General features: G+C 66.0%; 21 protein-coding genes and 1 tRNA gene. 12 read left to right on the top strand and 10 right to left on the bottom strand.

Annotated features, from left to right (window positions below; genetic code table 11):
* The first annotated feature begins 1 nt into the window (after nucleotide 1).
* The 6 genes from ACTRWB_RS15405 to lpxC all read left to right on the top strand — a co-directional run bounded on the left by ACTRWB_RS15405 (nucleotide 2) and on the right by lpxC (nucleotide 6246).
* Nucleotides 2-943, top strand: a complete 942-nt coding sequence (locus ACTRWB_RS15405; protein WP_048251126.1) for a D-alanine--D-alanine ligase — start codon at nucleotides 2-4, stop codon at nucleotides 941-943.
* Nucleotides 944-962: 19 nt separating this feature from the next.
* The gene (locus tag ACTRWB_RS15400; RefSeq protein WP_129513639.1) at nucleotides 963-1715 is read left to right on the top strand and encodes a cell division protein FtsQ/DivIB; all 753 of its coding nucleotides are present in this window, start codon (nucleotides 963-965) and stop codon (nucleotides 1713-1715) included.
* A gap of 26 nt (nucleotides 1716-1741) precedes the next feature.
* On the top strand, nucleotides 1742-3085 hold the full coding sequence (gene ftsA / locus ACTRWB_RS15395) for a cell division protein FtsA (RefSeq protein WP_446902365.1): 1344 nt from the start codon (nucleotides 1742-1744) through the stop codon (nucleotides 3083-3085).
* Nucleotides 3086-3196: 111 nt separating this feature from the next.
* Nucleotides 3197-4393, top strand: coding sequence for a cell division protein FtsZ (ftsZ, locus tag ACTRWB_RS15390; RefSeq protein WP_021159911.1), 1197 nt, complete (start codon nucleotides 3197-3199; stop codon nucleotides 4391-4393).
* A gap of 188 nt (nucleotides 4394-4581) precedes the next feature.
* Nucleotides 4582-5088 (top strand): peroxiredoxin, encoded by a 507-nt coding sequence (locus tag ACTRWB_RS15385; RefSeq protein ID WP_048251128.1) that lies wholly within the window; start codon nucleotides 4582-4584, stop codon nucleotides 5086-5088.
* Nucleotides 5089-5328: 240 nt separating this feature from the next.
* Entirely contained in the window at nucleotides 5329-6246 is a 918-nt protein-coding gene (lpxC, locus tag ACTRWB_RS15380) for a UDP-3-O-acyl-N-acetylglucosamine deacetylase (protein WP_048251129.1), read from the top strand.
* Nucleotides 6247-6322: 76 nt separating this feature from the next.
* Here the strand turns inward: lpxC and ACTRWB_RS15375 are convergent, their stop codons facing one another.
* Nucleotides 6323-6802, bottom strand: a complete 480-nt coding sequence (locus ACTRWB_RS15375; RefSeq protein ID WP_446902364.1) for a DciA family protein — start codon at nucleotides 6800-6802, stop codon at nucleotides 6323-6325.
* A 256-nt stretch (nucleotides 6803-7058) separates the two neighbouring features.
* Here ACTRWB_RS15375 and secA point away from each other — a divergent pair, with 256 nt between their 5' ends.
* The 4 genes from secA to ACTRWB_RS15355 all read left to right on the top strand — a co-directional run bounded on the left by secA (nucleotide 7059) and on the right by ACTRWB_RS15355 (nucleotide 12572).
* Entirely contained in the window at nucleotides 7059-9857 is a 2799-nt protein-coding gene (secA, locus tag ACTRWB_RS15370) for a preprotein translocase subunit SecA (protein WP_446902363.1), read from the top strand.
* A 144-nt stretch (nucleotides 9858-10001) separates the two neighbouring features.
* Nucleotides 10002-11243 carry a bifunctional glutamate N-acetyltransferase/amino-acid acetyltransferase ArgJ gene (gene argJ / locus ACTRWB_RS15365; protein ID WP_446902362.1) on the top strand — a complete coding sequence of 414 codons (1242 nt, stop codon included), beginning with the start codon at nucleotides 10002-10004 and terminating at the stop codon, nucleotides 11241-11243.
* A 19-nt stretch (nucleotides 11244-11262) separates the two neighbouring features.
* Nucleotides 11263-12132 carry an ATP-binding protein gene (locus ACTRWB_RS15360; protein ID WP_446902361.1) on the top strand — a complete coding sequence of 290 codons (870 nt, stop codon included), beginning with the start codon at nucleotides 11263-11265 and terminating at the stop codon, nucleotides 12130-12132.
* On the top strand, nucleotides 12129-12572 hold the full coding sequence (locus ACTRWB_RS15355) for an NUDIX domain-containing protein (RefSeq protein WP_048251134.1): 444 nt from the start codon (nucleotides 12129-12131) through the stop codon (nucleotides 12570-12572). The genes ACTRWB_RS15360 and ACTRWB_RS15355 overlap by 4 nt, the downstream gene beginning before the upstream one ends.
* Before the next feature lie 60 nt (nucleotides 12573-12632).
* On the opposite strand, the gene ACTRWB_RS15350 is transcribed toward ACTRWB_RS15355, so the two are convergent.
* The 9 genes from ACTRWB_RS15350 to ACTRWB_RS15310 form a co-directional block, all read right to left on the bottom strand.
* On the bottom strand, nucleotides 12633-12833 hold the full coding sequence (locus tag ACTRWB_RS15350; protein WP_193097580.1) for a DNA gyrase inhibitor YacG: 201 nt from the start codon (nucleotides 12831-12833) through the stop codon (nucleotides 12633-12635).
* 28 nt (nucleotides 12834-12861) lie between these two features.
* Nucleotides 12862-13617 (bottom strand): cell division protein ZapD, encoded by a 756-nt coding sequence (gene zapD / locus ACTRWB_RS15345; RefSeq protein WP_446902360.1) that lies wholly within the window; start codon nucleotides 13615-13617, stop codon nucleotides 12862-12864.
* Nucleotides 13618-13726: 109 nt separating this feature from the next.
* The gene (gene coaE / locus ACTRWB_RS15340; RefSeq protein ID WP_446902359.1) at nucleotides 13727-14335 is read right to left on the bottom strand and encodes a dephospho-CoA kinase; all 609 of its coding nucleotides are present in this window, start codon (nucleotides 14333-14335) and stop codon (nucleotides 13727-13729) included.
* Between the two features lies 1 nt (nucleotide 14336).
* Nucleotides 14337-15248 carry a prepilin peptidase gene (locus tag ACTRWB_RS15335; RefSeq protein WP_446902358.1) on the bottom strand — a complete coding sequence of 304 codons (912 nt, stop codon included), beginning with the start codon at nucleotides 15246-15248 and terminating at the stop codon, nucleotides 14337-14339.
* A 45-nt stretch (nucleotides 15249-15293) separates the two neighbouring features.
* A complete protein-coding gene (locus ACTRWB_RS15330; protein ID WP_446902357.1) occupies nucleotides 15294-16505 on the bottom strand; it encodes a type II secretion system F family protein in 1212 nt (403 codons plus the stop codon).
* Complete coding sequence (locus tag ACTRWB_RS15325; RefSeq protein ID WP_446902356.1) at nucleotides 16502-17776, bottom strand: GspE/PulE family protein; 1275 nt, start codon at nucleotides 17774-17776, stop codon at nucleotides 16502-16504. Before ACTRWB_RS15325 ends, ACTRWB_RS15330 begins: the two co-directional genes overlap by 4 nt.
* A gap of 83 nt (nucleotides 17777-17859) precedes the next feature.
* Nucleotides 17860-19155, bottom strand: a complete 1296-nt coding sequence (locus tag ACTRWB_RS15320; protein WP_446902355.1) for an HlyC/CorC family transporter — start codon at nucleotides 19153-19155, stop codon at nucleotides 17860-17862.
* Between the two features lie 142 nt (nucleotides 19156-19297).
* Nucleotides 19298-19374 (bottom strand) — tRNA-Pro (locus ACTRWB_RS15315).
* Nucleotides 19375-19551: 177 nt separating this feature from the next.
* Complete coding sequence (locus ACTRWB_RS15310; RefSeq protein ID WP_129513649.1) at nucleotides 19552-20547, bottom strand: polyprenyl synthetase family protein; 996 nt, start codon at nucleotides 20545-20547, stop codon at nucleotides 19552-19554.
* Nucleotides 20548-20757: 210 nt separating this feature from the next.
* Between ACTRWB_RS15310 and rplU the strand changes: the two genes are divergently transcribed.
* Together rplU and rpmA are read left to right on the top strand one after the other, a co-directional pair.
* Nucleotides 20758-21069, top strand: coding sequence for a 50S ribosomal protein L21 (gene rplU / locus ACTRWB_RS15305; protein ID WP_006025184.1), 312 nt, complete (start codon nucleotides 20758-20760; stop codon nucleotides 21067-21069).
* Between the two features lie 24 nt (nucleotides 21070-21093).
* On the top strand, nucleotides 21094-21357 hold the full coding sequence (rpmA, locus tag ACTRWB_RS15300; protein ID WP_006476999.1) for a 50S ribosomal protein L27: 264 nt from the start codon (nucleotides 21094-21096) through the stop codon (nucleotides 21355-21357).
* Nucleotides 21358-21391: the final 34 nt, after the last annotated feature.

Raw genomic sequence — 21391 nt, 5'->3', positions numbered from 1 at the left:
CATGAGCGGGATCGATCCGAAACGTTTCGGCAAGGTGGCGGTGTTGTTCGGCGGCGAATCCGCCGAGCGCGAGGTGTCGCTCACCTCGGGCCGCCTCGTGCTGCAGGGCCTGCGTGACGCGGGCGTCGATGCGCATCCGTTCGACCCGGCCGAGCGGCCGCTGTCGGCGCTGAAGGACGAGGGTTTCGTGCGCGCATTCAACGCGCTGCACGGCGGCTACGGCGAGAACGGCCAGATCCAGGGCGCACTCGATTTCTACGGGATCCGCTACACGGGCAGCGGCGTGCTCGGGTCGGCGCTCGGTCTCGACAAGTTCCGCACGAAGCTCGTGTGGCAGCAGACGGGCGTGCCGACGCCGCCGTTCGAGACGGTGATGCGCGGCGACGACCTCGCGGCGCGCGCGCCGGAAATCGTCGCGAAGCTCGGCCTGCCGCTGTTCGTGAAGCCGGCGAGCGAAGGCTCGAGCGTCGCGGTGCTGAAGGTGAAGACGGCCGACGCGCTGCCGGCCGCGCTCGAGGAAGCCGCGACGCACGACAAGATCGTGATCGTCGAGAAGAGCATCGAGGGCGGCGGCGAATACACCGCGTGCATCGCCGGCGATCTCGACTTGCCGCTGATCAAGATCGTGCCGGCGGGCGAGTTCTACGACTACCACGCGAAGTACGTCGCCGACGATACGCAGTACCTGATCCCGTGCGGCCTGCCGGCCGAACAGGAAGCGGAATTGAAGCGCATCGCGCGCCGCGCGTTCGACGTGCTCGGCTGCACCGACTGGGGCCGCGCGGATTTCATGCTCGACGCGGCAGGCAATGCGTATTTCCTGGAAGTGAACACGGCCCCCGGGATGACCGACCACTCGCTGCCGCCGAAGGCCGCGCGTGCGGTCGGCATCAGCTATTCGGAGCTGGTCGTGAAGGTGCTGTCGCTCACGCTCAACGACTGACGCAGGAACGGAACGACGTATGTGGAACAACGTTCGCCAACTCAACCTTGCCGCCAGCGCGCTGTACGCGCTGCTGCTGCTCGTGTTGGCGGCGGCCGGCTGCTACTGGCTGATCCAGCGCCCGACGTTTGCGCTGCGCGAAATCCGGATCGACGGCGACACCGAGCACATCAACTCGCCGACGGTGCGCGCGGGCGTGGTCGGCCGGCTGAAGGGCAATTTCTTCACCGTCGATCTCGACACGGCGCGCGCCGCGTTCGAGCAGATGCCCTGGGTGCGCCATGCGAGCGTGCGCCGGGTGTGGCCGAATGCGCTGGCTGTCACGCTCGAGGAGTACAAACCGCTCGGGACCTGGGGCAGCGACCAGCTCGTGAGCGTCGACGGCGAGCTGTTCACCGCGAACCAGGGCGAGCTGGATCAGGAGCTGCCGGCGTTCGACGGCCCGGAGGGCAGTGCGAAGGAAGTCGTCACGCGGTATCGCGACTTCGGGAAATGGTTTGCGCCGCTGAAGGCGGCGCCGGAAGAAGTGACGCTGTCGGCGCGGTACGCGTGGACGGTGAAGCTGTCGAACGGCATGCAGGTGGAGCTGGGCAAGGAACGCAACAGCGACACGCTGCATGACCGGAGCCAGCGCCTTGTCGCCGCATGGCCGGCCGTCACGGAGCGCTGGGGCAACGACATCGAGTACGCGGACCTGCGTTATCCGAACGGATTCGCAATTCGTGCGGCAGGCATGCGGTTCCTGACCGATACCGACAAGCGCAAGAAGTAACGAGAGATCACACGCAAGAGCACTTTATGAGCAAAGACTACAAGGATCTGCTGGTTTCCCTCGACATCGGCACGTCGAAGGTGGTGGCCATCGTCGCCGAGCTGAAGGGCGAAGGCCACTACGAGGTGATCGGTCTCGGCCAGAGCGAGTCGAAGGGTCTGAAGAAAGGCGTGGTGGTCAACATCGAGGCCACCGTGCAGTCGATCCAGCGCGCGCTCGAGGAGGCCGAGCTGATGGCCGACTGCAAGATCACCAACGTGTTCACGGGGATCGCGGGCAGCCACATCCGCAGCTTCAACTCGAGCGGGATGGTCGCGATCAAGGACAAGGAAGTCACGCAGACCGACGTGGCGCGCGTGATCGAGACCGCGAAGGCGATCAACATCCCGACCGACCAGCAGGTGCTGCACATCCTCACGCAGGAATTCATCATCGACGGCCAGGAAGACGTCCGCGAGCCGATCGGGATGAGCGGCATCCGCCTCGAGGTGAAGGTGCACATCGTGACGGGCGCGGTGAGCGCCGCGCAGAACATCGTCAAGTGCGTGCGCCGCTGCGGTCTTGAAGTGAACGACCTGATCCTGCAGCCGCTCGCGTCGTCGCTGGCCGTGCTGACGGAAGACGAGAAGGATCTCGGCGTGGTGCTCGTCGACGTCGGCGGCGGCACGACGGACATCGCGATCTTCGCCGAAGGCGCGATCCGCCACACCGCGGTGATCCCGATCGCCGGCGACCAGATCACGAGCGACATCGCGATGGCGCTGCGTACGCCGACGCCGGATGCGGAAGACATCAAGGTCGGCTACGGGATCGCGAAGCAGGCGCTCGCCGATCCGGACGAGATGGTCGAAGTGCCGGGCCTCGGCGAACGCGGCCCGCGCACGCTGTCGCGCCAGGCGCTCGCGGCCGTGATCGAGCCGCGCGTCGAGGAACTGTTCTCGCTCGTGCAGCAGGTCGTGCGCGAATCGGGTTACGAAGAACTGCTGAGCTCCGGCGTGGTCATTACCGGCGGTGCCGCGATGATGCCGGGCATGGTCGAGCTCGGCGAAGACATTTTCCTGAAACCGGTGCGCATCGGCGCGCCGGAGTATGCAGGCGGCCTCTCCGACGTCGTGCGCAATCCGCGCTACTCGACGGCGATGGGGTTGCTCGTCGAAGGCAGCGCTCAGCGCATGCGCGGCCGCAAGGTCGCCGTGCAGTCCGGCAACGCGGGGCAGGTGTTCTCGCGGANTCCGCGCTACTCGACGGCGATGGGGTTGCTCGTCGAAGGCAGCGCTCAGCGCATGCGCGGCCGCAAGGTCGCCGTGCAGTCCGGCAACGCGGGGCAGGTGTTCTCGCGGATGAAGGAATGGTTCCTGAGCAACTTCTGACGAACCGAATCGAAATTCGCGCCGGTGCCGGCGGCTGGCGCGCGACAGGGGGTTGCCCGATCTCCTGCCGAATAACGGCCGAGTAGCAGTAATTCTCTTGACGGAGGCAACATGGAATTCGAAATGCTGGAAACCGAGACCAACGGCACCATCATCAAGGTGGTGGGCGTTGGCGGCGCTGGCGGCAATGCCGTACAGCACATGATCAACCGCGGCGTGCAGGGCGTCGACTTCATCGTGATGAACACGGACGCGCAGGCGCTGTCGCGTTCGCGCGCATCGTCGGTGATCCAGCTTGGCAATACGGGCCTCGGCGCCGGTGCGAAGCCGGAAATGGGCCGTGCGGCAGCGGAAGAAGCGCGTGAGCGCATCGCCGACGCACTGCGCGGTGCGCACATGGTGTTCATTACGGCCGGCATGGGCGGCGGTACGGGCACGGGCGCGGCACCGGTGGTCGCGCAGATCGCGAAGGAGATGGGCATTCTGACGGTCGGTGTCGTCAGCAAGCCGTTCGAGTTCGAAGGCGGCAAGCGCATGCGCGTCGCTGAAGCAGGTTCGCAGCAACTGGAGGATCACGTCGACTCGCTGATCGTCGTGCTGAACGACAAGCTGTTCGACGTGATGGGCGACGACGCCGAGATGGACAAGTGCTTCCAGTGCGCGGACGACGTGTTGAACAACGCGGTCGCAGGCATCGCTGAAATCATCAACGTCGATGGCCTCGTGAACGTCGACTTCGAAGACGTGAAGACGGTGATGGGCGAGCAGGGCAAGGCGATGATGGGCACGGCGACGGTCGCCGGCGTCGATCGCGCACGCCTCGCGGCGGAACAGGCCGTGGCGAGCCCGCTGCTCGAAGGCGTCGATCTGTCGGGTGCGCGCGGCGTTCTGGTCAACATCACGTCGAGCCGTTCGCTGCGCCTGTCGGAAACGCGCGAAGTGATGAACACGATCAAGAGCTACGCGGCGGAAGATGCCACGGTGATCTTCGGTGCGGTGTACGACGACGCGATGGGCGATGCACTGCGCGTGACGGTCGTGGCGACGGGTCTGGGCCGTGCGGCGAAGAAGCAGCAGTCGGCACCGATGACGCTGCTGCGCACGGGTACGGACAACCAGCCGGTCAGCGCGGTCTCGCACGGTTATGCACCGGCGCATCACGTCAGCACGGCCGACTACGGCGCGCTCGATACGCCGGCGGTGTGGCGCAATTCGCGCGAAACCGCGGCATCGCACGTGCAGGCGCTGCAGGAGAAGGGTGTCGACACCTACGACATTCCGGCTTTCCTGCGCAAGCAGGCTGACTGACGCAAACACAGGCGAAGCCGCGGCGAAATCGCCGCGGTATCGCCGGCGTGACGGATGCTACGGACCACGACAGGCCGCGTCGGATACGACGCCGGGCCGGGAAACGTGCCCTCTTCGCTTCGGCGGGGCGGGATGGGCCGTGCTGTCCGCAACACGCTGAAAAACCGTATCGCTATGAGGGACCAGCCATGATTCAAGTGGGCGACGCGCTGCCCGACGCGCAATTGTTCGAATTCATCGACGACGCGCGCGAAGGGTGCACGCTGGGGCCGAACGCCTACAGCGTGCGCGACCAGGTCGCGGGAAAGCGGGTGGTGATCTTCGGATTGCCGGGCGCTTTCACACCGACCTGCTCGGCGCAGCATGTGCCGGGCTATGTCGAGCACGCCGAGCAACTGCGCTCGGCGGGTATCGACGAGATCTGGTGCGTGTCCGTCAACGACGCATTCGTGATGGGCGCATGGGGACGTGATCTGCACACCGCGGGCAAGGTGCGCATGATGGCGGACGGCAGCGCGGCTTTCACTCATGCGCTGGGGCTGACACAGGATTTGTCCGCGCGTGGCATGGGAATTCGTTCCCTGCGCTACGCGATGGTGATTGACGGCGGTGTGGTCAAGACGCTGGCCGTCGAGGCGCCAGGCAAATTCGAAGTGAGCGATGCGGCGAGTGTTCTCGCGACGTTGACGTCCTGATCGTGTGGTGCGCCGTTGCCTTCCGGCAACGCTGCTCACCGGCCTCAGGGCAGTTGTAACACGGGCTGATGACCGGAAACGCCTCCGTTCCGGGCATCGGCCCGTCCCGTATCGGCGCGGGTAAACTGCCGAAACAGATTGATACGCAGTTTCAAACAGCGTTGAATAGGGAATTACGCTATAATCCCACCTATCGAATATAACTCCTGATTGACATCTTCAATCAAGACGAAGAACACCATGCTGAAGCAGCGCACCATCAAATCCATCGTCAAGACCGTGGGGATTGGTGTCCACTCGGGCCGCAAGATCGAGCTCACGCTCCGTCCCGCCGCGCCCGGCACGGGCATCGTTTTCTCGCGCGTTGACCTGCCCACGCCCGTCGACATTCCCGCCTCGGCGATGTCGATCGGCGACACGCGGCTCGCGTCGGTGCTGCAGAAGGATGGCGTGCGCGTGTCGACGGTCGAGCACCTGATGTCCGCGTGCGCGGGCCTCGGCATCGACAACCTGTATGTCGACGTGACGGCCGAAGAGATCCCGATCATGGACGGCAGCGCGGCGACCTTCGTGTTCCTGATCCAGTCCGCCGGCATCGAGGAGCAGAACGCGCCGAAGCGCTTCATCAAGGTGAAGAAGACGGTCGAAATCCGCGACGGCGACAAGTTTGCGCGTCTCGATCCGTATTTCGGCTTCAAGCTGAAGTTCTCGATCGATTTCCGGCACCCGGCAGTCGACAAGACGGGCCAGGAACTCGAGGTCGATTTCGCGAATACGTCGTACGTGCGCGAGATCGCGCGTGCGCGCACGTTCGGCTTCGCGCACGAGGCAGAGATGCTGCGCGAGATCGGCCTGGCGCGCGGCGGCAGCATGGACAATGCGATCGTGCTCGACGAGTACCGCATCCTGAACAACGACGGGCTGCGCTACGACGACGAGTTCGTGAAGCACAAGATGCTCGACGCGATCGGCGACCTGTACGTGATCGGCCATCCGCTGCTGGCGTCGTACACCGCGTACAAGTCGGGCCACGGGCTGAACAACGCGCTGCTGCGCGAGCTGCTCGCGCATGAAGACGCGTACGAGGTCGTCACGTTCGACGATCCGCAGGCCGCCCCGCGCGGCTTCGCGTTCGACGCGCAGACGGCGTTCGCCTGAGCGGCATTCGGCACCAATAATAAAAAAGCGGCCTGCGGGCCGCTTTTTTATTATTGGTCTACCGCCGGCGGCGGGCTCAACGCGGCGATTTCGCGCCGTGCCGTGCCGCCATTCGTGCGAGCGCGGCCTGCAGCGGTGACGGTTCGAGATGATCGGCGAGGTCGCGCAACGCGGAGGCGCCGACCGAGGTCATCCGCGCCTGCTTCACGTGTGGAGGCTCCGGCGCGTCTTTCGGACGCACGCGCACGCGCAGCGTCGTGACGGGCCAGCCGCGCTTCTGCAGATCGGCGAGCAGCCGCGGCTCGACCTGCCGCAGCCGGGCGGCCAGCGCATTGTGCGCGGCAAAGAGGGTCAGGGTGCCGTCCTTGATGAAACCCGGTTCGACATGATTCGCGAGATAGTCGGGCAGCAGCGCGCACAGATCGCGCTGCAGCGACGCGACCTGTTCGACGCCGACGCGCAACGCCGCAAACGCGTCGGTGCGGTTGAGCACTTCGGACACGGGCTGGGGGCGATATGCGGCGAGCGGGCCGAAACGCTTGGAAAATCGGTTCATCGAGGCATTCTTCGGGCGCGCACGCGCGCGGACGTTGACGCCGATTGTACCCGCGCGGGCCCGTGCACGGGCGGCTTTCGCCCCGTCGGCCCGGCCGTCGGCGCGTTATGCCCGTCCGGCCGAGACACGGGCGCACGCGTCCCCGCGTGCTAAAATTCACCGTTTGAGTCCACTAATTCGCTAAGCCGCCGAGGCTCGGGCGTCGGGGCGCGCAACACGCGCCGGGCGCCGGTGCTGCGACGCAGGATCCGATCCGATGACAACCGGTTTTCTCCAGAAAATTTTTGGCAGCCGCAACCAGCGGCTCGTCAAGCAATACCAAAAGACCGTCACGACGATCAATGCGCTCGAAACGCAGATCGAGAAGCTGACGGACGACCAGTTGCGCGGCAAGACGGATGAATTCCGCCAGCGGGTCGCGGCCGGCGAGTCGCTCGACAAGCTGCTGCCCGAGGCGTTCGCGGTCTGTCGCGAGGCAAGCCGCCGCGTGCTGAAGATGCGGCACTTCGACGTGCAGATGATCGGCGGCATGGTGCTCCACTACGGCAAGATCGCGGAAATGCGCACCGGCGAGGGCAAGACGCTCGTCGCGACGCTGCCCGTGTACCTGAATGCGCTGGCGGGCCGCGGCGTGCACGTCGTGACCGTCAACGATTACCTCGCGCAGCGCGACGCCGAATGGATGGCGCGCCTCTACAACTTCCTCGGTCTGTCGGTCGGCATCAACCTGTCCGGCATGGAGCACGACCAGAAGCAGCAGGCCTACGCGGCGGACATCACGTACGGCACGAACAACGAGTTCGGCTTCGACTACCTGCGCGACAACATGGTCTACGAGACCGACGCGCGCGTGCAGCGGGCACTGAATTTCGCGGTCGTCGACGAAGTGGACTCGATCCTGATCGACGAAGCGCGTACGCCGCTGATCATTTCGGGCCAGGCCGAGGATCACACCGAACTGTACGTGCGGATGAACGCGCTGCCGCCGCTGCTCGAGCGCCAGATCGGCGAGGAGAAGGCCGACGGAACGGGCGTCGAGAAGCCGGGCGACTACACGCTCGACGAGAAGGCGCGCCAGGTGTTCCTGACGGAATCGGGCCATGAGAAGGCCGAGCGGCTGCTCGCCGAATGGGGCCTGATCGGCGAGGGCGAGAGCCTGTACGCGCCGCAGAACATCACGCTGATGCACCACGTGTACGCGGCGCTGCGCGCACACACGCTGTTCCACAAGGATCAGCACTACGTCGTGCAGAACGGTGAAGTGGTCATCGTCGACGAATTCACGGGCCGCCTGATGGCCGGCCGCCGCTGGTCCGACGGCCTGCACCAGGCGGTCGAGGCGAAGGAACACGTGAAGATCCAGAGCGAGAACCAGACGCTCGCATCGATCACGTTCCAGAACTACTTCCGGATGTACGCGAAGCTGTCGGGCATGACGGGTACCGCGGACACCGAAGCGTACGAATTCAACGAGATCTACGGCCTCGAGACGGTCGTGATCCCGACCAATCGTCCTCCGAAGCGGATCGACAAGCAGGACCAGATCTACAAGACGGCCAAGGAGCGCTACGACGCGGTGATCCGCGACATCCGCGACTGCTACGAACGTGGCCAGCCGGTGCTGGTCGGCACGACGTCGATCGAGAACTCCGAGCTGCTGTCGCACCTGCTGAAGCAGGCCGGGCTGCCGCACGAGGTGCTGAACGCGAAGCAGCACGAGCGTGAAGCCGCGATCGTCGCGGAAGCCGGCCGTCCGAAGCGCGTCACGATCGCGACCAACATGGCCGGCCGCGGCACCGACATCGTGCTCGGCGGCAACGCCGAGAAGCAGGCCGCGTTCATCGAGGCCGACGACGCGATTCCCGCCGACGAGAAGGCGCGCCGCATCAAGCAGCTGCACGACGAGTGGGAAACGCTGCACGAGCAGGTGAAGGCCGCGGGCGGCCTGCACATCATCGGCACCGAGCGCCACGAATCGCGCCGGATCGACAACCAGCTGCGTGGCCGTGCGGGCCGCCAGGGCGATCCGGGCTCGTCGCGCTTCTACCTGTCGCTCGACGATCCGCTGCTGCGCATCTTCGCGGGCGACCGCGTGCGCTCGATCATGGATCGCCTGAAGATGCCGGAAGGCGAGGCGATCGAGGCCGGCATCGTCACGCGCTCGATCGAATCCGCGCAGCGCAAGGTCGAAGCGCGCAACTTCGACATCCGCAAGCAGCTGCTCGAATACGACGACGTGTCGAACGACCAGCGCAAGGTCATCTACCAGCAGCGCAACGAACTGCTCGAAGCACACGACATCACCGAGACGATCTCCGCGATGCGTCACGGCGTGATTGCCGAAGTCGTCCGCCAGTTCGTGCCGGAAGGCAGCATCGAGGAGCAGTGGGACGTGCCCGAGCTCGAGGAAGCGCTGCGCAACGACTGGCAGCTCGACCTCGCGATCCAGGAAATGGTGAACGAGTCGACGTCGATCACGGCCGAGGAGATTCTCGACGCCGTGATGACGGCCGCCGACGAGCAGTACGAGGCAAAGGTCGCGATGGTCGGCCGCGAATCGTTCAGCGCGTTCGAGCGCTCGGTGATGCTGCAGACGGTCGACCGCCTGTGGCGCGAGCACCTCGCGGCGCTCGATCACCTGCGCCAGGGCATCCACCTGCGCGGTTATGCGCAGAAGAACCCGAAGCAGGAATACAAGCGCGAAGCGTTCGAGCTGTTCGCCGCGATGCTCGAGGCGATCAAGCAGGAAGTCACGCGGGTCGTGATGAACGTGCAGATCCAGTCGCCGGAGCAGCTCGAGGAAGCGGCCGAGCAGATCGAGGAGCGCGGCGGCCATCTCGAGAACGTCGAGTACCAGCACGCCGAGTTCGCTGAAGCCGCTGCGCCGGTGGCCAGCGGGGCGGCTGTTGCGGCCGCTGCTGCGACGGCCGACATGGTCGGCAGCGCGATGGCCCACAGCGGCCCCGGCGGCGAGATGCCGAAGGTCGGTCGCAACGATCCGTGCCCGTGCGGCAGCGGCAAGAAGTACAAGCACTGTCACGGGAAGCTGTCATGATCGACGGCGGCGCGCGTGACGCGTGCCGCTTCGTTCGCAGCTTCGAATCAGTGATGTGAGTTGCGGCGGCCCGCGCGTGCGGCCGCCGGTTCTTCCAATCGATGCCGGCACGTGCCGGCATTTTCCATCCGGCAGGTGTGCCCCATGGCTGTCAATTTTCCGTCGATCGATCCCGCCCAACTCCATCCTGTCGCCGGCGTCACGCTCGGCTGGGCGGAAGCGAACATCCGCAAGCCGAATCGCAAGGACGTGCTGGTCATCTCCGTCGACGAAGGGGCGACGGTCGCGGGCGTGTTCACCGAGAACCGCTTTTGCGCGGCGCCGGTAACGGTTTGCCGCGAGCACCTGGCGAAGGTGCGCGCGGGCGGCGCGGGGATTCGCGCGCTCGTCGTGAACACGGGCAATGCGAACGCGGGCACCGGCGAACCGGGTCTCGTGAACACCCGCGAGACCTGCACGGAACTCGCGCGCCTCGCGGGCATCGAGCCGGCACAGGTGCTGCCGTTCTCGACCGGCGTGATCCTCGAGCCGCTGCCGATCGACCGCCTGAAGGCCGGGCTGCCGGCGGCGCTCGCGAACCGCAAGGCCGCGAACTGGTTTGACGCCGCGCAGGCGATCATGACGACCGACACGCTGCCGAAGGCCGCGTCGCGCCAGGTCGCGATCGACGGTCACACGGTCACGCTGACGGGCATCAGCAAGGGCGCGGGCATGATCAAGCCGAACATGGCGACGATGCTCGGTTTCCTCGCGTTCGACGCGAACGTCGCGCAGCCGGTGCTCGACACCCTCGTCAAGGAAGTCGCCGACCGCTCGTTCAACTGCATCACGATCGACGGCGATACGTCGACGAACGACTCGTTCATCCTGATCGCGTCGGGCAAGAGCACGCTGCCGGCGATCACGTCGACCGATTCGCCGGCCTATGCGGCGCTGCGCGATGCGGTGACGGAAGTCGCGCAGCTGCTGTCGCAACTGATCGTGCGCGACGGCGAAGGCGCGACGAAATTCATGACGGTGCAGGTCGAAGGCGGCAAGAGCGTCGCCGAATGCCGCCAGATCGCGTACGCGATCGGCCATTCGCCGCTCGTGAAGACGGCCTTCTACGCATCCGACCCCAACCTCGGCCGGATTCTCGCGGCGATCGGTTATGCGGGTGTCGCGGATCTCGACGTCGGCAAGATCGACCTCTATCTCGACGACGTGCTCGTCGCGAAGGCGGGCGGCCGCAACCCGGCGTACCAGGAAGAGGATGGCCAGCGCGTGATGAAGCAGAGCGAAATCACGATCCGCGTGCTGCTCGGCCGCGGCGACGCGCAGGCAACCGTCTGGACGTGCGACCTGTCGCACGATTATGTGAGCATCAACGCGGATTACCGCTCCTGATCGGGAGCGCTCGAACGACATGGACAAGCTTGAACAGTTTCTGACGCGCGCGGAAGCGCTGCTCGGCCGTCTCGAAGGGATGCTGCCGCCCGCGCCGGCCGCCGTCGACTGGAACGCCGCCCACGCGTTTCGCTGGCGCAAGCGCCAGGGGCGCGGCTACCTGCAGCCGGTGCCGGCCGCATCGTCGATCACGCTCGGCGATCTGCACAACATCGATCGCCAGAAAGGGCTGATCGAGCAGAACACGCGGCAGTTCGTGCAGCAGAAGCCGGCCAACAACGTGCTGCTGACCGGCGCGCGCGGTACCGGCAAGTCGTCGCTGATCAAGGCGTGCCTGAACGCGTATGCGAAGGACGGGCTGCGCCTGATCGAAGTCGACAAGGACGACCTGCACGATCTCGGCGATATCGTCGATCTGATCGCGCAGCGCCCCGAGCGGTTCATCGTGTTCTGCGACGACCTGTCGTTCGAGGAGGGCGAATCGGGCTACAAGGCGCTGAAGGTCGCGCTCGACGGCTCGATCGCCGCGCAGTCGGACAACGTGCTGATCTACGCGACGTCGAACCGCCGCCATCTGCTGCCCGAGTACATGAGCGACAACGAGTCGTACAAGCATCTCCCGGACGGCGAGATTCACCCCGGCGAAGTCGTCGAGGAGAAGATCTCGCTGTCGGAGCGCTTCGGCCTGTGGGTCAGCTTCTATCCGTTCAAGCAGGATGACTACCTCGGCATCGTCGCGCACTGGCTGCGTCATTTCGGCTGCGAGGATGCGGAGATCGAGTCCGCACGCGGCGACGCGCTCGTGTGGGCGCTCGAGCGTGGTTCGCGGTCGGGGCGCGTCGCGTGGCAATTCGCACGTGACTGGTCGGGCCGCAAGGAGCAGGTATGAGCGCGGATCTCGCACAGGGCGCCGTGCGTGCGCCGGATGGCCGCAAGGTGACGGAAGTGGCGGTCGGCGTGATGGTGCAGCCGGATGGCAGGTACCTGCTCGCGCAGCGGCTGCAGGGCAAACCGTATGAGGGCTACTGGGAGTTTCCGGGCGGCAAGCTGGAGGCCGGCGAAAGCGTCGAGGACGCGCTGGCACGCGAGCTGCACGAGGAACTCGGCATCGTCGTCACGGCCAGCCATCGCTGGCACACGCTCGAGCACGATTATCCGCACGCGTACGTGCGGCTTTATTTCTGCAAGGTGACGGGCTGGACGGGCGAGCCGCACAGCAAGGAAGGGCAGGCGTTCGTGTGGCAGCAACTGCCGGTCGACGTCGCGCCGCTGCTGCCGGCGGCACTGCCGGTGCTCGAATTGCTCGAGAAGGAAGCGGCGTCGCACTGACGCCGTCGCACCCTGCCGAAAAGGCGGGCCATATCGGCGGCGGGCGGTGCCGCGAGCCGCTCAGCTGTCGCGGCGGCCGTCCTCTCCGTCTTCCTCTGACGAGGGGCCCTCGTCGGAGGTGCCGCCGATCCGGTACTTTTCCGCGGCCCATGCGCCGAGGTCGAGCTGCTTGCAGCGGGCCGAACAGAACGGACGGAACTGATTTTCAGGCGTCCAGCGCACTTCGGCGCTGCACGACGGGCATTTCACAACGGTAGTCATACGAAAGCATTGATCCGGCACGCGGCCGTTACAGATTGCACAGTGTCAGATGGAACGGTACGTCGATGTCCACCGCACGCGGCCGCACATCGCCATCCTGCATGGTGAACCGTACCCACAGCATGTATTTGTTGGCGCTCGCTTCGGGAATGACGCGCAGCTCCGGCGGAACGCGCACCTGCATCAACTGGTAGGTGCGGCCGGACAGCATCTGCTGGTAGCTGCCCTGCATTGCCATGACCTTCGACGCCTGACCCGATTCGCGCGCGAGGCGCAGCACGATTGCCGCGGCGTCGCGCAACGGCAGCATCGGCATGATCCACTTCGCGATGTCCTGGCGCCGCTGCTCGGCGGGCCATTGCTGCCACGCGTAATACGACGGCAGGTCGAACTTGCACGTGCCGCCGGGAATGACTGCGCGGCTGCGGATGCTGGCGAGCCACTCGTTGTCGACGAGGTGCTGGCCGGTCTTGCCCTGCATCTGCGCGAGATTCGCGAGCGTCTGCTCGATTTCGCCGAGCACGGCTTCGAGCGTGTTCTGCTCGATGCCCGGATTGCCGCGAAAGGGGGCGAGCGTCTGGCGTTGACGTTCGAGCTCCTTCATCAGATCCGATTTCAGGTCCGCGCGGCCCGTTACCTCGGCGATTTCGAACAGCGTCGTCAGCGCGACGTGGTGTTCACGCGGGTCCTCCTGAGCCAAAAAGAACGTGAAGCGCTCGAAGAGATCTTCGAGGCGCAGCAGCGTGCGAATTCGCTCGTTGAACGGATACTCGTAAAGAATCAAGCGCGCTCGCCTCTTGGGTAGGGATTGAAACAATGCAGGACATTCTAATGCTCACTCTCTACCCTAGCAACGCGCCAATTTCGTACGCCATCAGGATCGCATGCAATGCTCAGTGCGCGGCGGCCGCGAATCCGAGATAGCGTTGGTGCAGTGCATCGACCTGCACGGCGAGCGCAGCGGGCGTCGTCGCGTCGTTGATGATCACGTCGTCGGCCGCAGCGAGACGGGCTTCGCGCGTTGCCTGCCTCGCGATGATCGCCTCGACCTGCTCGCGCGTGAAGCCGTTGCGCTGCATCACGCGCGCGATTTGCGTTTCTATCGGGCAGTCGACGACGAGTACGCGATTGCTGCGCGCCTTCCAGTTGCCGGACTCGACGAGCAGCGGCACGACGAACATCACGTACGGGCCCTGCGCTTCGCGGGCTTCGCGATCGGTCTCCGCGCGGATCAGCGGATGCGTGATCGCTTCGAGGCGCCGGCGCGCGTCGTCGTCGCTGAAGATCAGGGTGCGCATCTTCGCGCGATCGAGCGAGCCGTCGGTGGCCACGAAGCCGCGGCCGAATGCCTGTTCGATCGCCGGCATCGCGAGGCCGCCCGGTGCAGTGATGCGGTGGGCAATCAGATCGGTGTCGACGAGCGATGCACCTCGCGCGGCGAACAGGTCGGCGACGGTTGTCTTGCCGCTGCCGATGCCGCCGGTGAGTCCTACTGCGAACATGTCAGCCTCCGAGCGCCGCATAGAAAGGGGTACCGAAAAACAGCGTCGCGACGCCGCCTGCCGCGAGGAACGGGCCGAACGGAATCGGCTCTTCGAAGCGCATGCGGCCGCGCCAGGTCGCGACCAGCCCGACGATCGCGCCCGTCACCGCGGCGAACAGCACGACCTGCGGCAGTGCGGCCCAACCCATCCACGCGCCGAGCGCGGCAAGCAGCTTCAGGTCGCCGAAGCCGATGCCCTCGATGCCGCGCAACCATTTGAACAGCCAGTAGATCGACCACAGGAACAGGTAGCCGGCGATCGCGCCGATCACGGCCGAGCGCAGCGACGTGAACGTACCGCCGAGATTCAGCACGAGCCCCGCCCAGAGTAGCGGCAGCGTCATCGAGTCGGGCAGGTAGCCGGTGCTGATATCGATTGCGCTCATCGCAAGCAGCGCGGCGCACAGCGCGAAGGCGGCAAGCGCGGCGACGGTCGGGCCGAACGCCGCGAGCGAGCCGGCGGCGAGCAGCGCGCACGCGAGCTCGACGAGCGGATAACGGATGCCGATCGGGTGGCTGCAGCGCCGGCAGCGCCCGCGCAGCATCAGGTAGCTGACGACCGGGATGTTTTCCCATGCGCGCAGCACGTGACCGCAATGCGGGCATGCGCTGCGCGGGCCCCACAGATCGTAGCGCGGCGGATAACCGTCGTCGGGGGCGGCGCCGGTGTTGCCGGTCGCTTCGGCGATCTCGGCCTGCCACGCGCGCTGCATCATCACCGGCAGCCGGTGCACGACCACGTTCAGGAAGCTGCCGACACAGAGACCGATGACGACCGCGAACGCATACTGCAGCGCGGGCGGCAGCAGCGCCAGCGCGAGCAGCGTACTCTCGGGCGAATCGGGAACGGCGGACAGGGGCGCTGGCGTCATGAGGGTCAAGGTTCGGACTAAAAGGCGACAGAATCGGTTGCGATGCTACACCACGTTGCCGAGCTGAAGGATGGGCAGATACATCGCGATCACGAGGCCGCCGACGAGTGCGCCCAGCACGATCACGATCAGCGGTTCGCCGAGCGCGGCGAGCGTTTCGAGACGCGCATCGAGCTGGCGTTCGCACAGCGCGGCGATGTCGGCGAGCATCGTGTCGAGCGCACCGGTCTCCTCGGCGACGGCGATCGGCTGCACGACGTCGTCGGGAAAGCAGCCGGCCGACTGCATCGCGTCGGCGAGACGCGCGCCGCGCAGCACACGTGCGGCGATGTGCGCGGTGGCATGCTCGAACACCGGATGGCCGGCCGTGCGCTCGAGCGTGGCGAAGGCGTCGGCAAGCGGCACACCGGCGCCGAGCAGCGTGGCAAGCGAGCGGCACCAGCGGGCGACCGCGAACCGCCCGAGCGCGCTGCCAGCGAGCGGCGCGTGCAGCAGGTGCCGTGCGACCGCGTGGCGCAGCGGTGCCGACCGCCGAAGCGCTTGATGTGCGGCAAGCCCTGCTGCCGTAGCACCGGCAACCAGCACGCCACCCCACGCCGACAACGCGGAGGACACCGCGAGCAGCGCGCGGGTCGGCGCGGGCAGTGCGGCGCCGAAACCGTCGAACATCTGCCGGAACGTGGGTACGACCCACACCATCAACGCAGCCGAGATCGCGAGCGCGAACAGGATGACGGCCGCCGGATACGCGAGCGCGGCGCGCAGCTTGCGCCACTGCGCGTCGGCGCGCTCGCGGTGTTCCGCAACCCGTGTCAGCACGATGCCGAGCGAGCCGGATGCTTCGCCGACCTCGATCAGCTGGCGATACAGCGTGCCGAATTGGGAGGGATAGCGTGCGAGCGCGTCGGCGAAGCGGCGCCCGCCGACGATCTCGCGGGCGAGGCCCGCCGCGATGCGCGGCAGCCCGTCGCGTGTGCGCGTACGCGCGAGCATCTCGAGCGACGGCGCGAGCGGCAGCCCGGCTTGCAGCAGGCTCGCGAGCTGGCGCGTGAAGCGTGTGACGTCCCGTGCGCCGGCCGTCGGCGGCCGGGCCGGCCCGCGGACATCGAGCGACAACACCGCGATGCCGCCGCGCGCGAGCGTGGCGCGTGCAGCGGCGGCGTCGAAGGCAATGACACCGCCGCGGCACGGCGTGCCGTCGCGGCGGCGGCCGCGCCACGCGAAGCGGGTTTCGCGCGGTGGCGTGCGCATGCTCATGCCACGGGTGTCGCGGCGACGGCTTCCGCGATGCTCGTCGTGCCGTCCCGGACACGCGCGAAGGCCGCGTCGCGCAGATTGCGCATGCCGGCGGCCGCCGCGCATTGCGCGAGTTCACCGACGCTCGCCCGCGCGACGATGCGCTCCGCCAGCTCGGGAGACACCGGCATCGTCTGATGCAGGCCGATGCGGCCGCGATAGCCGATACCGTGACAGGCGGAACAGCCCCGCGCGACGAACGGCCGCCATCCGCCTGCCAGGGCCGCGGGGTCGCAGCCGGCTTCCCGCAGCACGCGCGCCGGTGCGTCCGAGTGCGCGCGGCAGGCGGTGCAGAGCCGCCGGACGAGACGCTGCGCCGTGATGAGGTGCAGCGCGGCCGCCAGGTTGTACGGTGCGACGCCGATGTCGAGCAGCCGCGCGACGGCTGCCGGCGCGTCGTTCGTGTGCAGCGTCGACAGCACGAGATGGCCGGTTTGCGCAGCCTTGATCGCGACGTCGGCCGTCTCCGCGTCGCGAATCTCGCCGACCATGATGATGTCCGGATCCTGTCGCAACAGCGCGCGCAGCGCGGTCGCGAAGGTGAGCCCCGTCTTTTCGGCGACACCGACCTGGTTGATCCCGTCGAGCTGGATCTCGGCGGGATCCTCGACCGTGCAGACATTGTGCGCATCGCGATCGAGCATCTGCAGCGCGCAGTAGAGCGACAGCGTCTTGCCGCTGCCGGTCGGGCCCGTGACGAGCACGAGGCCATGCGGTGCGCGTATCGCCGCCTCCATCGCGGCTGCCTGCTGCGCGTCGAAGCCGAGGCGGGCGAGCGTGAGATCGGGAGGCAGCGTGTCGAGGCGCCGCAGCACGATCTTTTCGCCGAACAGCGTGGGCAGCGAGCTGACCCGATAGTCGCCGCGCGTGCCGCCGTCGATCGAGATGCGCAGCCTGCCGTCCTGCGGGAGCCGCCGCTCGGCGATGTCCATGCGCGCGAGTACCTTGATCCGCGTGACGAGCGCGTCGCGCAGATGAACGGGGGGCCGCGCATGTTCATGCAGCACGCCATCGATGCGCAGGCGGATGCGCCAGCCGGCTTCGAACGGTTCGACGTGGATGTCGGACGCGTCGCGCACGCGTGCCGCGTGAAGCGTGTCGGTCAATAACCGCACGGCCGGTGCATCGTCGAGCTGGGCCGCGTCGAGCGCGCGTGGCGCGGCGGCGGGCGACGCATCGGCATGGAGGGGCGGCTGCGTGCGCAGTGGCGCCCCGGGAGGAGGGAAGTGCATGTGAGCCGGCGCGTTGGCCGCCTGTTGACCGTGACCTGCAGATGGTCGCGCGTCGCGGGCGGCGCCGGCAGTCGGCCGTTCGGCTAGCGCGTGGCGGCGCGTGCGGTGCGCGCGCTGCTGCGCGGCTTGAAGATCTTGACGGTGCGCACGGCCTGATCGTCGCTGCGCATCACCTCGAGCATCACGTCGCCGATTTTCACGCACACGTCGTCTTCCGGAATTTCCTCGAGGATTTCGAGAATCAGCCCGTTCAGCGTCTTCGGCCCGGTGGTCGGCAGCTTCAGGTGCAGCCAGCGGTTCAGCTCGCGCAGCGGCATGCTGGCCGAGACGATGCATTCGCCGTTCTCGTCCCAGCCGCCGGCACGTTCGCTGCGCGGCATCGACGTCGTGAATTCGCCGATCAGTTCCTCGATGATGTCTTCGGGCGTGACGAGCCCTTCGAGCTCGCCGTACTCGTTGACGACGAGCGCGGTGCGCTGCCGCGATTCCTGGAAATACTGGAGCTGCTGGACCACCGGCGTGCCCGACGGCACGTAGTACGGCTCGGCGAGCAGCGAGCGCAGCGTCTCGCGGTCGAAATCCTGGTTGTGCAGCGCGGTGAGCGTCTTGCGCACGTGCAGCACGCCGAGCACCTTGTCGATGTCGCCTTCGTAGACGATCAGGCGGTTGTGATAGCAGGTTTCGAGCTGATGCAGGACGTCGTCGAGCGGCGCGTAGAAGTTCAGCGACTCGATCTGGCGGCGCGGCACCATCACGTCGTCGACCGTGATGTTCTCGAGATCGAACAGGTTGAGCAGGATGCTGCGGTGCTTGGTCGGCATGAAACTGCTCGACTCGAGCACGATGGCGCGCAGCTCGTCGGCCGACATCCGCTGGTCGCGGCCCTTCTTTGTATTGATGCGCAGCACCCACAGCACGCCGTTCGCGAGCGCGTTGACGAACCAGACGAGCGGCTTGAATACGCGCATCAGCGGCGCGATCACGAGGCTCGCGGGCAGTGCGATGCGTTCGGGGAAGGTCGCGCCGACGATCTTCGGCGCGATTTCCGCGAACACGATGATCAGGAACGCGACGATGCCGGTCGCGATCGACAGCGCGAGATTGTTGCGGCCGAACGTATGGAGCGCGAGCGACGTCGTCAGGACCGGGATGATCGTGTTGAACAGGTTGTTGCCGATCAGGATCACGCTGAGCAGCAGGTCAGTCCGCGTCAGCAGGCCCTGCGTGGTTTTCGCGCCGAGCACGCCCTGGCCGGCGAGATGCTTCAGCCGATGGCGGTTGAGCGCCATCATCGCGGTCTCGGAAATCGAAAAGAAGCTGGAACAGAGAAGAAGCAGGAAGACGGCGCCGATTTGCGCCCATAAGGGAATTTGGTCCACGCGTCGGAAAGGGCAGTGAAGGACAGGGATGGAGGGAATATAGCAGAGGCCGGCGACCGCGATGTGTCGTGCGCGACACGATGGGTCCGCTGCGGCCGGACAAAAAAAAACCGTGCACGCAGTGCACGGTTTTTCACAAATCTGGTCGGGGTGAGAGGATTCGAACCTCCGGCCTCTACGTCCCGAACGTAGCGCTCTACCAGGCTAAGCTACACCCCGATTTGTACTCTTCCGATTTCGCAGTCTTTTTCAAGACCGCTGTGTCGTCGAGCAAGAACGTAACTATAACGACGTTTTTTCGAAAATGGAATACCTTGGCGAAGAAAATTTTCGAGACGGGTGATCGCCCCGTGTCGAACATGCGTCGTCACGGCGGTGGCGACGCATGCGATGCGCTCAAGACTGCCGCGACGTCGAGTACGAGCACAGCTCGAGCAGGCTTTCCTTATAGATCGAATCGGGGAATGCCGCGATCGCTGCCGCTGCCGCCTGCGCTTCCTGGCGCGCGCATTCGAGCGTGTGATCGAGCGCGCCCGAGCGCGTGATCGCTTCGAAAATCGTGTCGAAGCGATCGGTGCCGCCCTGTTCGATCGCCTCGCGAGCCAGCGCCGACTGTTCGGGCGTGCCGCGTTCGATCAGATAGATGAGCGGCAGCGTCGGCTTGCCTTCGCGCAGGTCGTCGCCGGCATTCTTGCCCATTGCCTCGACGGTGCCCGCGTAGTCGAGCCAGTCGTCCATGATCTGGAACGCGGTGCCGATCCGGCGGCCGTATTCGGCGGCGGCAGCCTCGGTCGGCGCATCGGCGCCCGAGAGCACCGCACCCAGGCGCGCCGACGCCTCGAACAGCTTGGCCGTCTTGTAGCGGATCACCTGCATGTAGCGCGTTTCGTCGACGTCCGCGTCGTGCATGTTGAGGAGCTGCAGCACCTCGCCTTCGGAAATGATCGTCGTTGCTTCGGACAGGATCTCCATGACGCGCATCTTGCCGACGCCGACCATCATCTCGAACGAGCGCGAATAGAGGTAATCGCCTACCAGCACGCTCGCCGCGTTGCCGAACAGCGCATTGGCTGTCTGGCGGCCGCGGCGCAGCTCGGATTCGTCGACGACGTCGTCATGCAGCAGCGTGGCCGTGTGGATGAACTCGACGACGGCGGCCAGCACGTGCCGCTGATGCGACGTTTCGCCGAGCGCGCCGGCGACGAGCAGCAGCAACGCCGGACGCAGCCGCTTGCCGCCCGCGCCGATGATGTACTCGGCGATCTGGTTGATCAGCAGCACGTCGGACGCGAGGCTTTGCCGGATAACGCGATTCACCTGCTCCATGTCGCTGGTGATCGGAGCGAGCAGGTGGGCGGCGCTGAGGGTGGGGGAGGCGGTGGACGACGACATGATGATGGAATTGGGTGATGCCGCGGATTATAAGTCGAATCCGCGATATCCCGGTCTGTCGGACGCGCCGCGGCCGTGATTTTGGCCGTCCGGCCGAGGCCCGCGCGCGGTAATCGCCGATCGGTTTTGACTTCGGTGCTAACCCCATGTATAATCACGTGTTTTCCGCGCGTGGTGTGCGGAAAATTTGGATCCAGAGTGAGGTTCTCAATGTACGCGGTCATAAAAACCGGCGGCAAGCAGTACAAAGTTGCCGTTGGCGAAAAACTCAAAGTAGAACAGATACCGGCTGACATTGACGCTGAAATCACGCTCGACCAGGTTCTCGCAGTGGGCGAAGGCGAATCGATTAAGTTCGGTACGCCGCTGGTCAGTGGGGCTTCCGTCAAGGCCACCGTTGTGTCGCACGGTCGTCATGCCAAGGTCACCATCTTCAAGATGCGTCGCCGGAAGCACTACCAAAAGCACGGCGGCCACCGCCAGAACTACACTGAGCTGCGCATCGACGCGATCAACGCGTAAGCGCCTCGGTAAAGGAGCAATCAGATGGCACACAAAAAGGCAGGCGGCTCTTCCCGGAACGGCCGCGACTCCGAGTCGAAACGTCTCGGCGTGAAAGTGTACGGCGGCCAGGCAATCAATGCCGGCGGCATCATCGTGCGTCAGCGCGGTACGCGTATGCACGCAGGCGAGAACGTCGGCATGGGCAAGGATCACACCCTGTTCGCGCTGGTCGACGGTCACGTGAAGTTCGCGACGAAGGGCGCGGACAAGAAGCATCTGGTCATCGTTGTCCCGGCGGCTGCCTAAGTTTATTTAGGCACCAAGGGCTTCGTAGCCGAAA

It is taken from the genome of Burkholderia sp. YIM B11467, assembly GCF_052952715.1.
The sequence above is the reverse complement of the archived record's forward strand: the minus strand, read 5'-3'. Positions and strand labels throughout refer to the sequence as shown.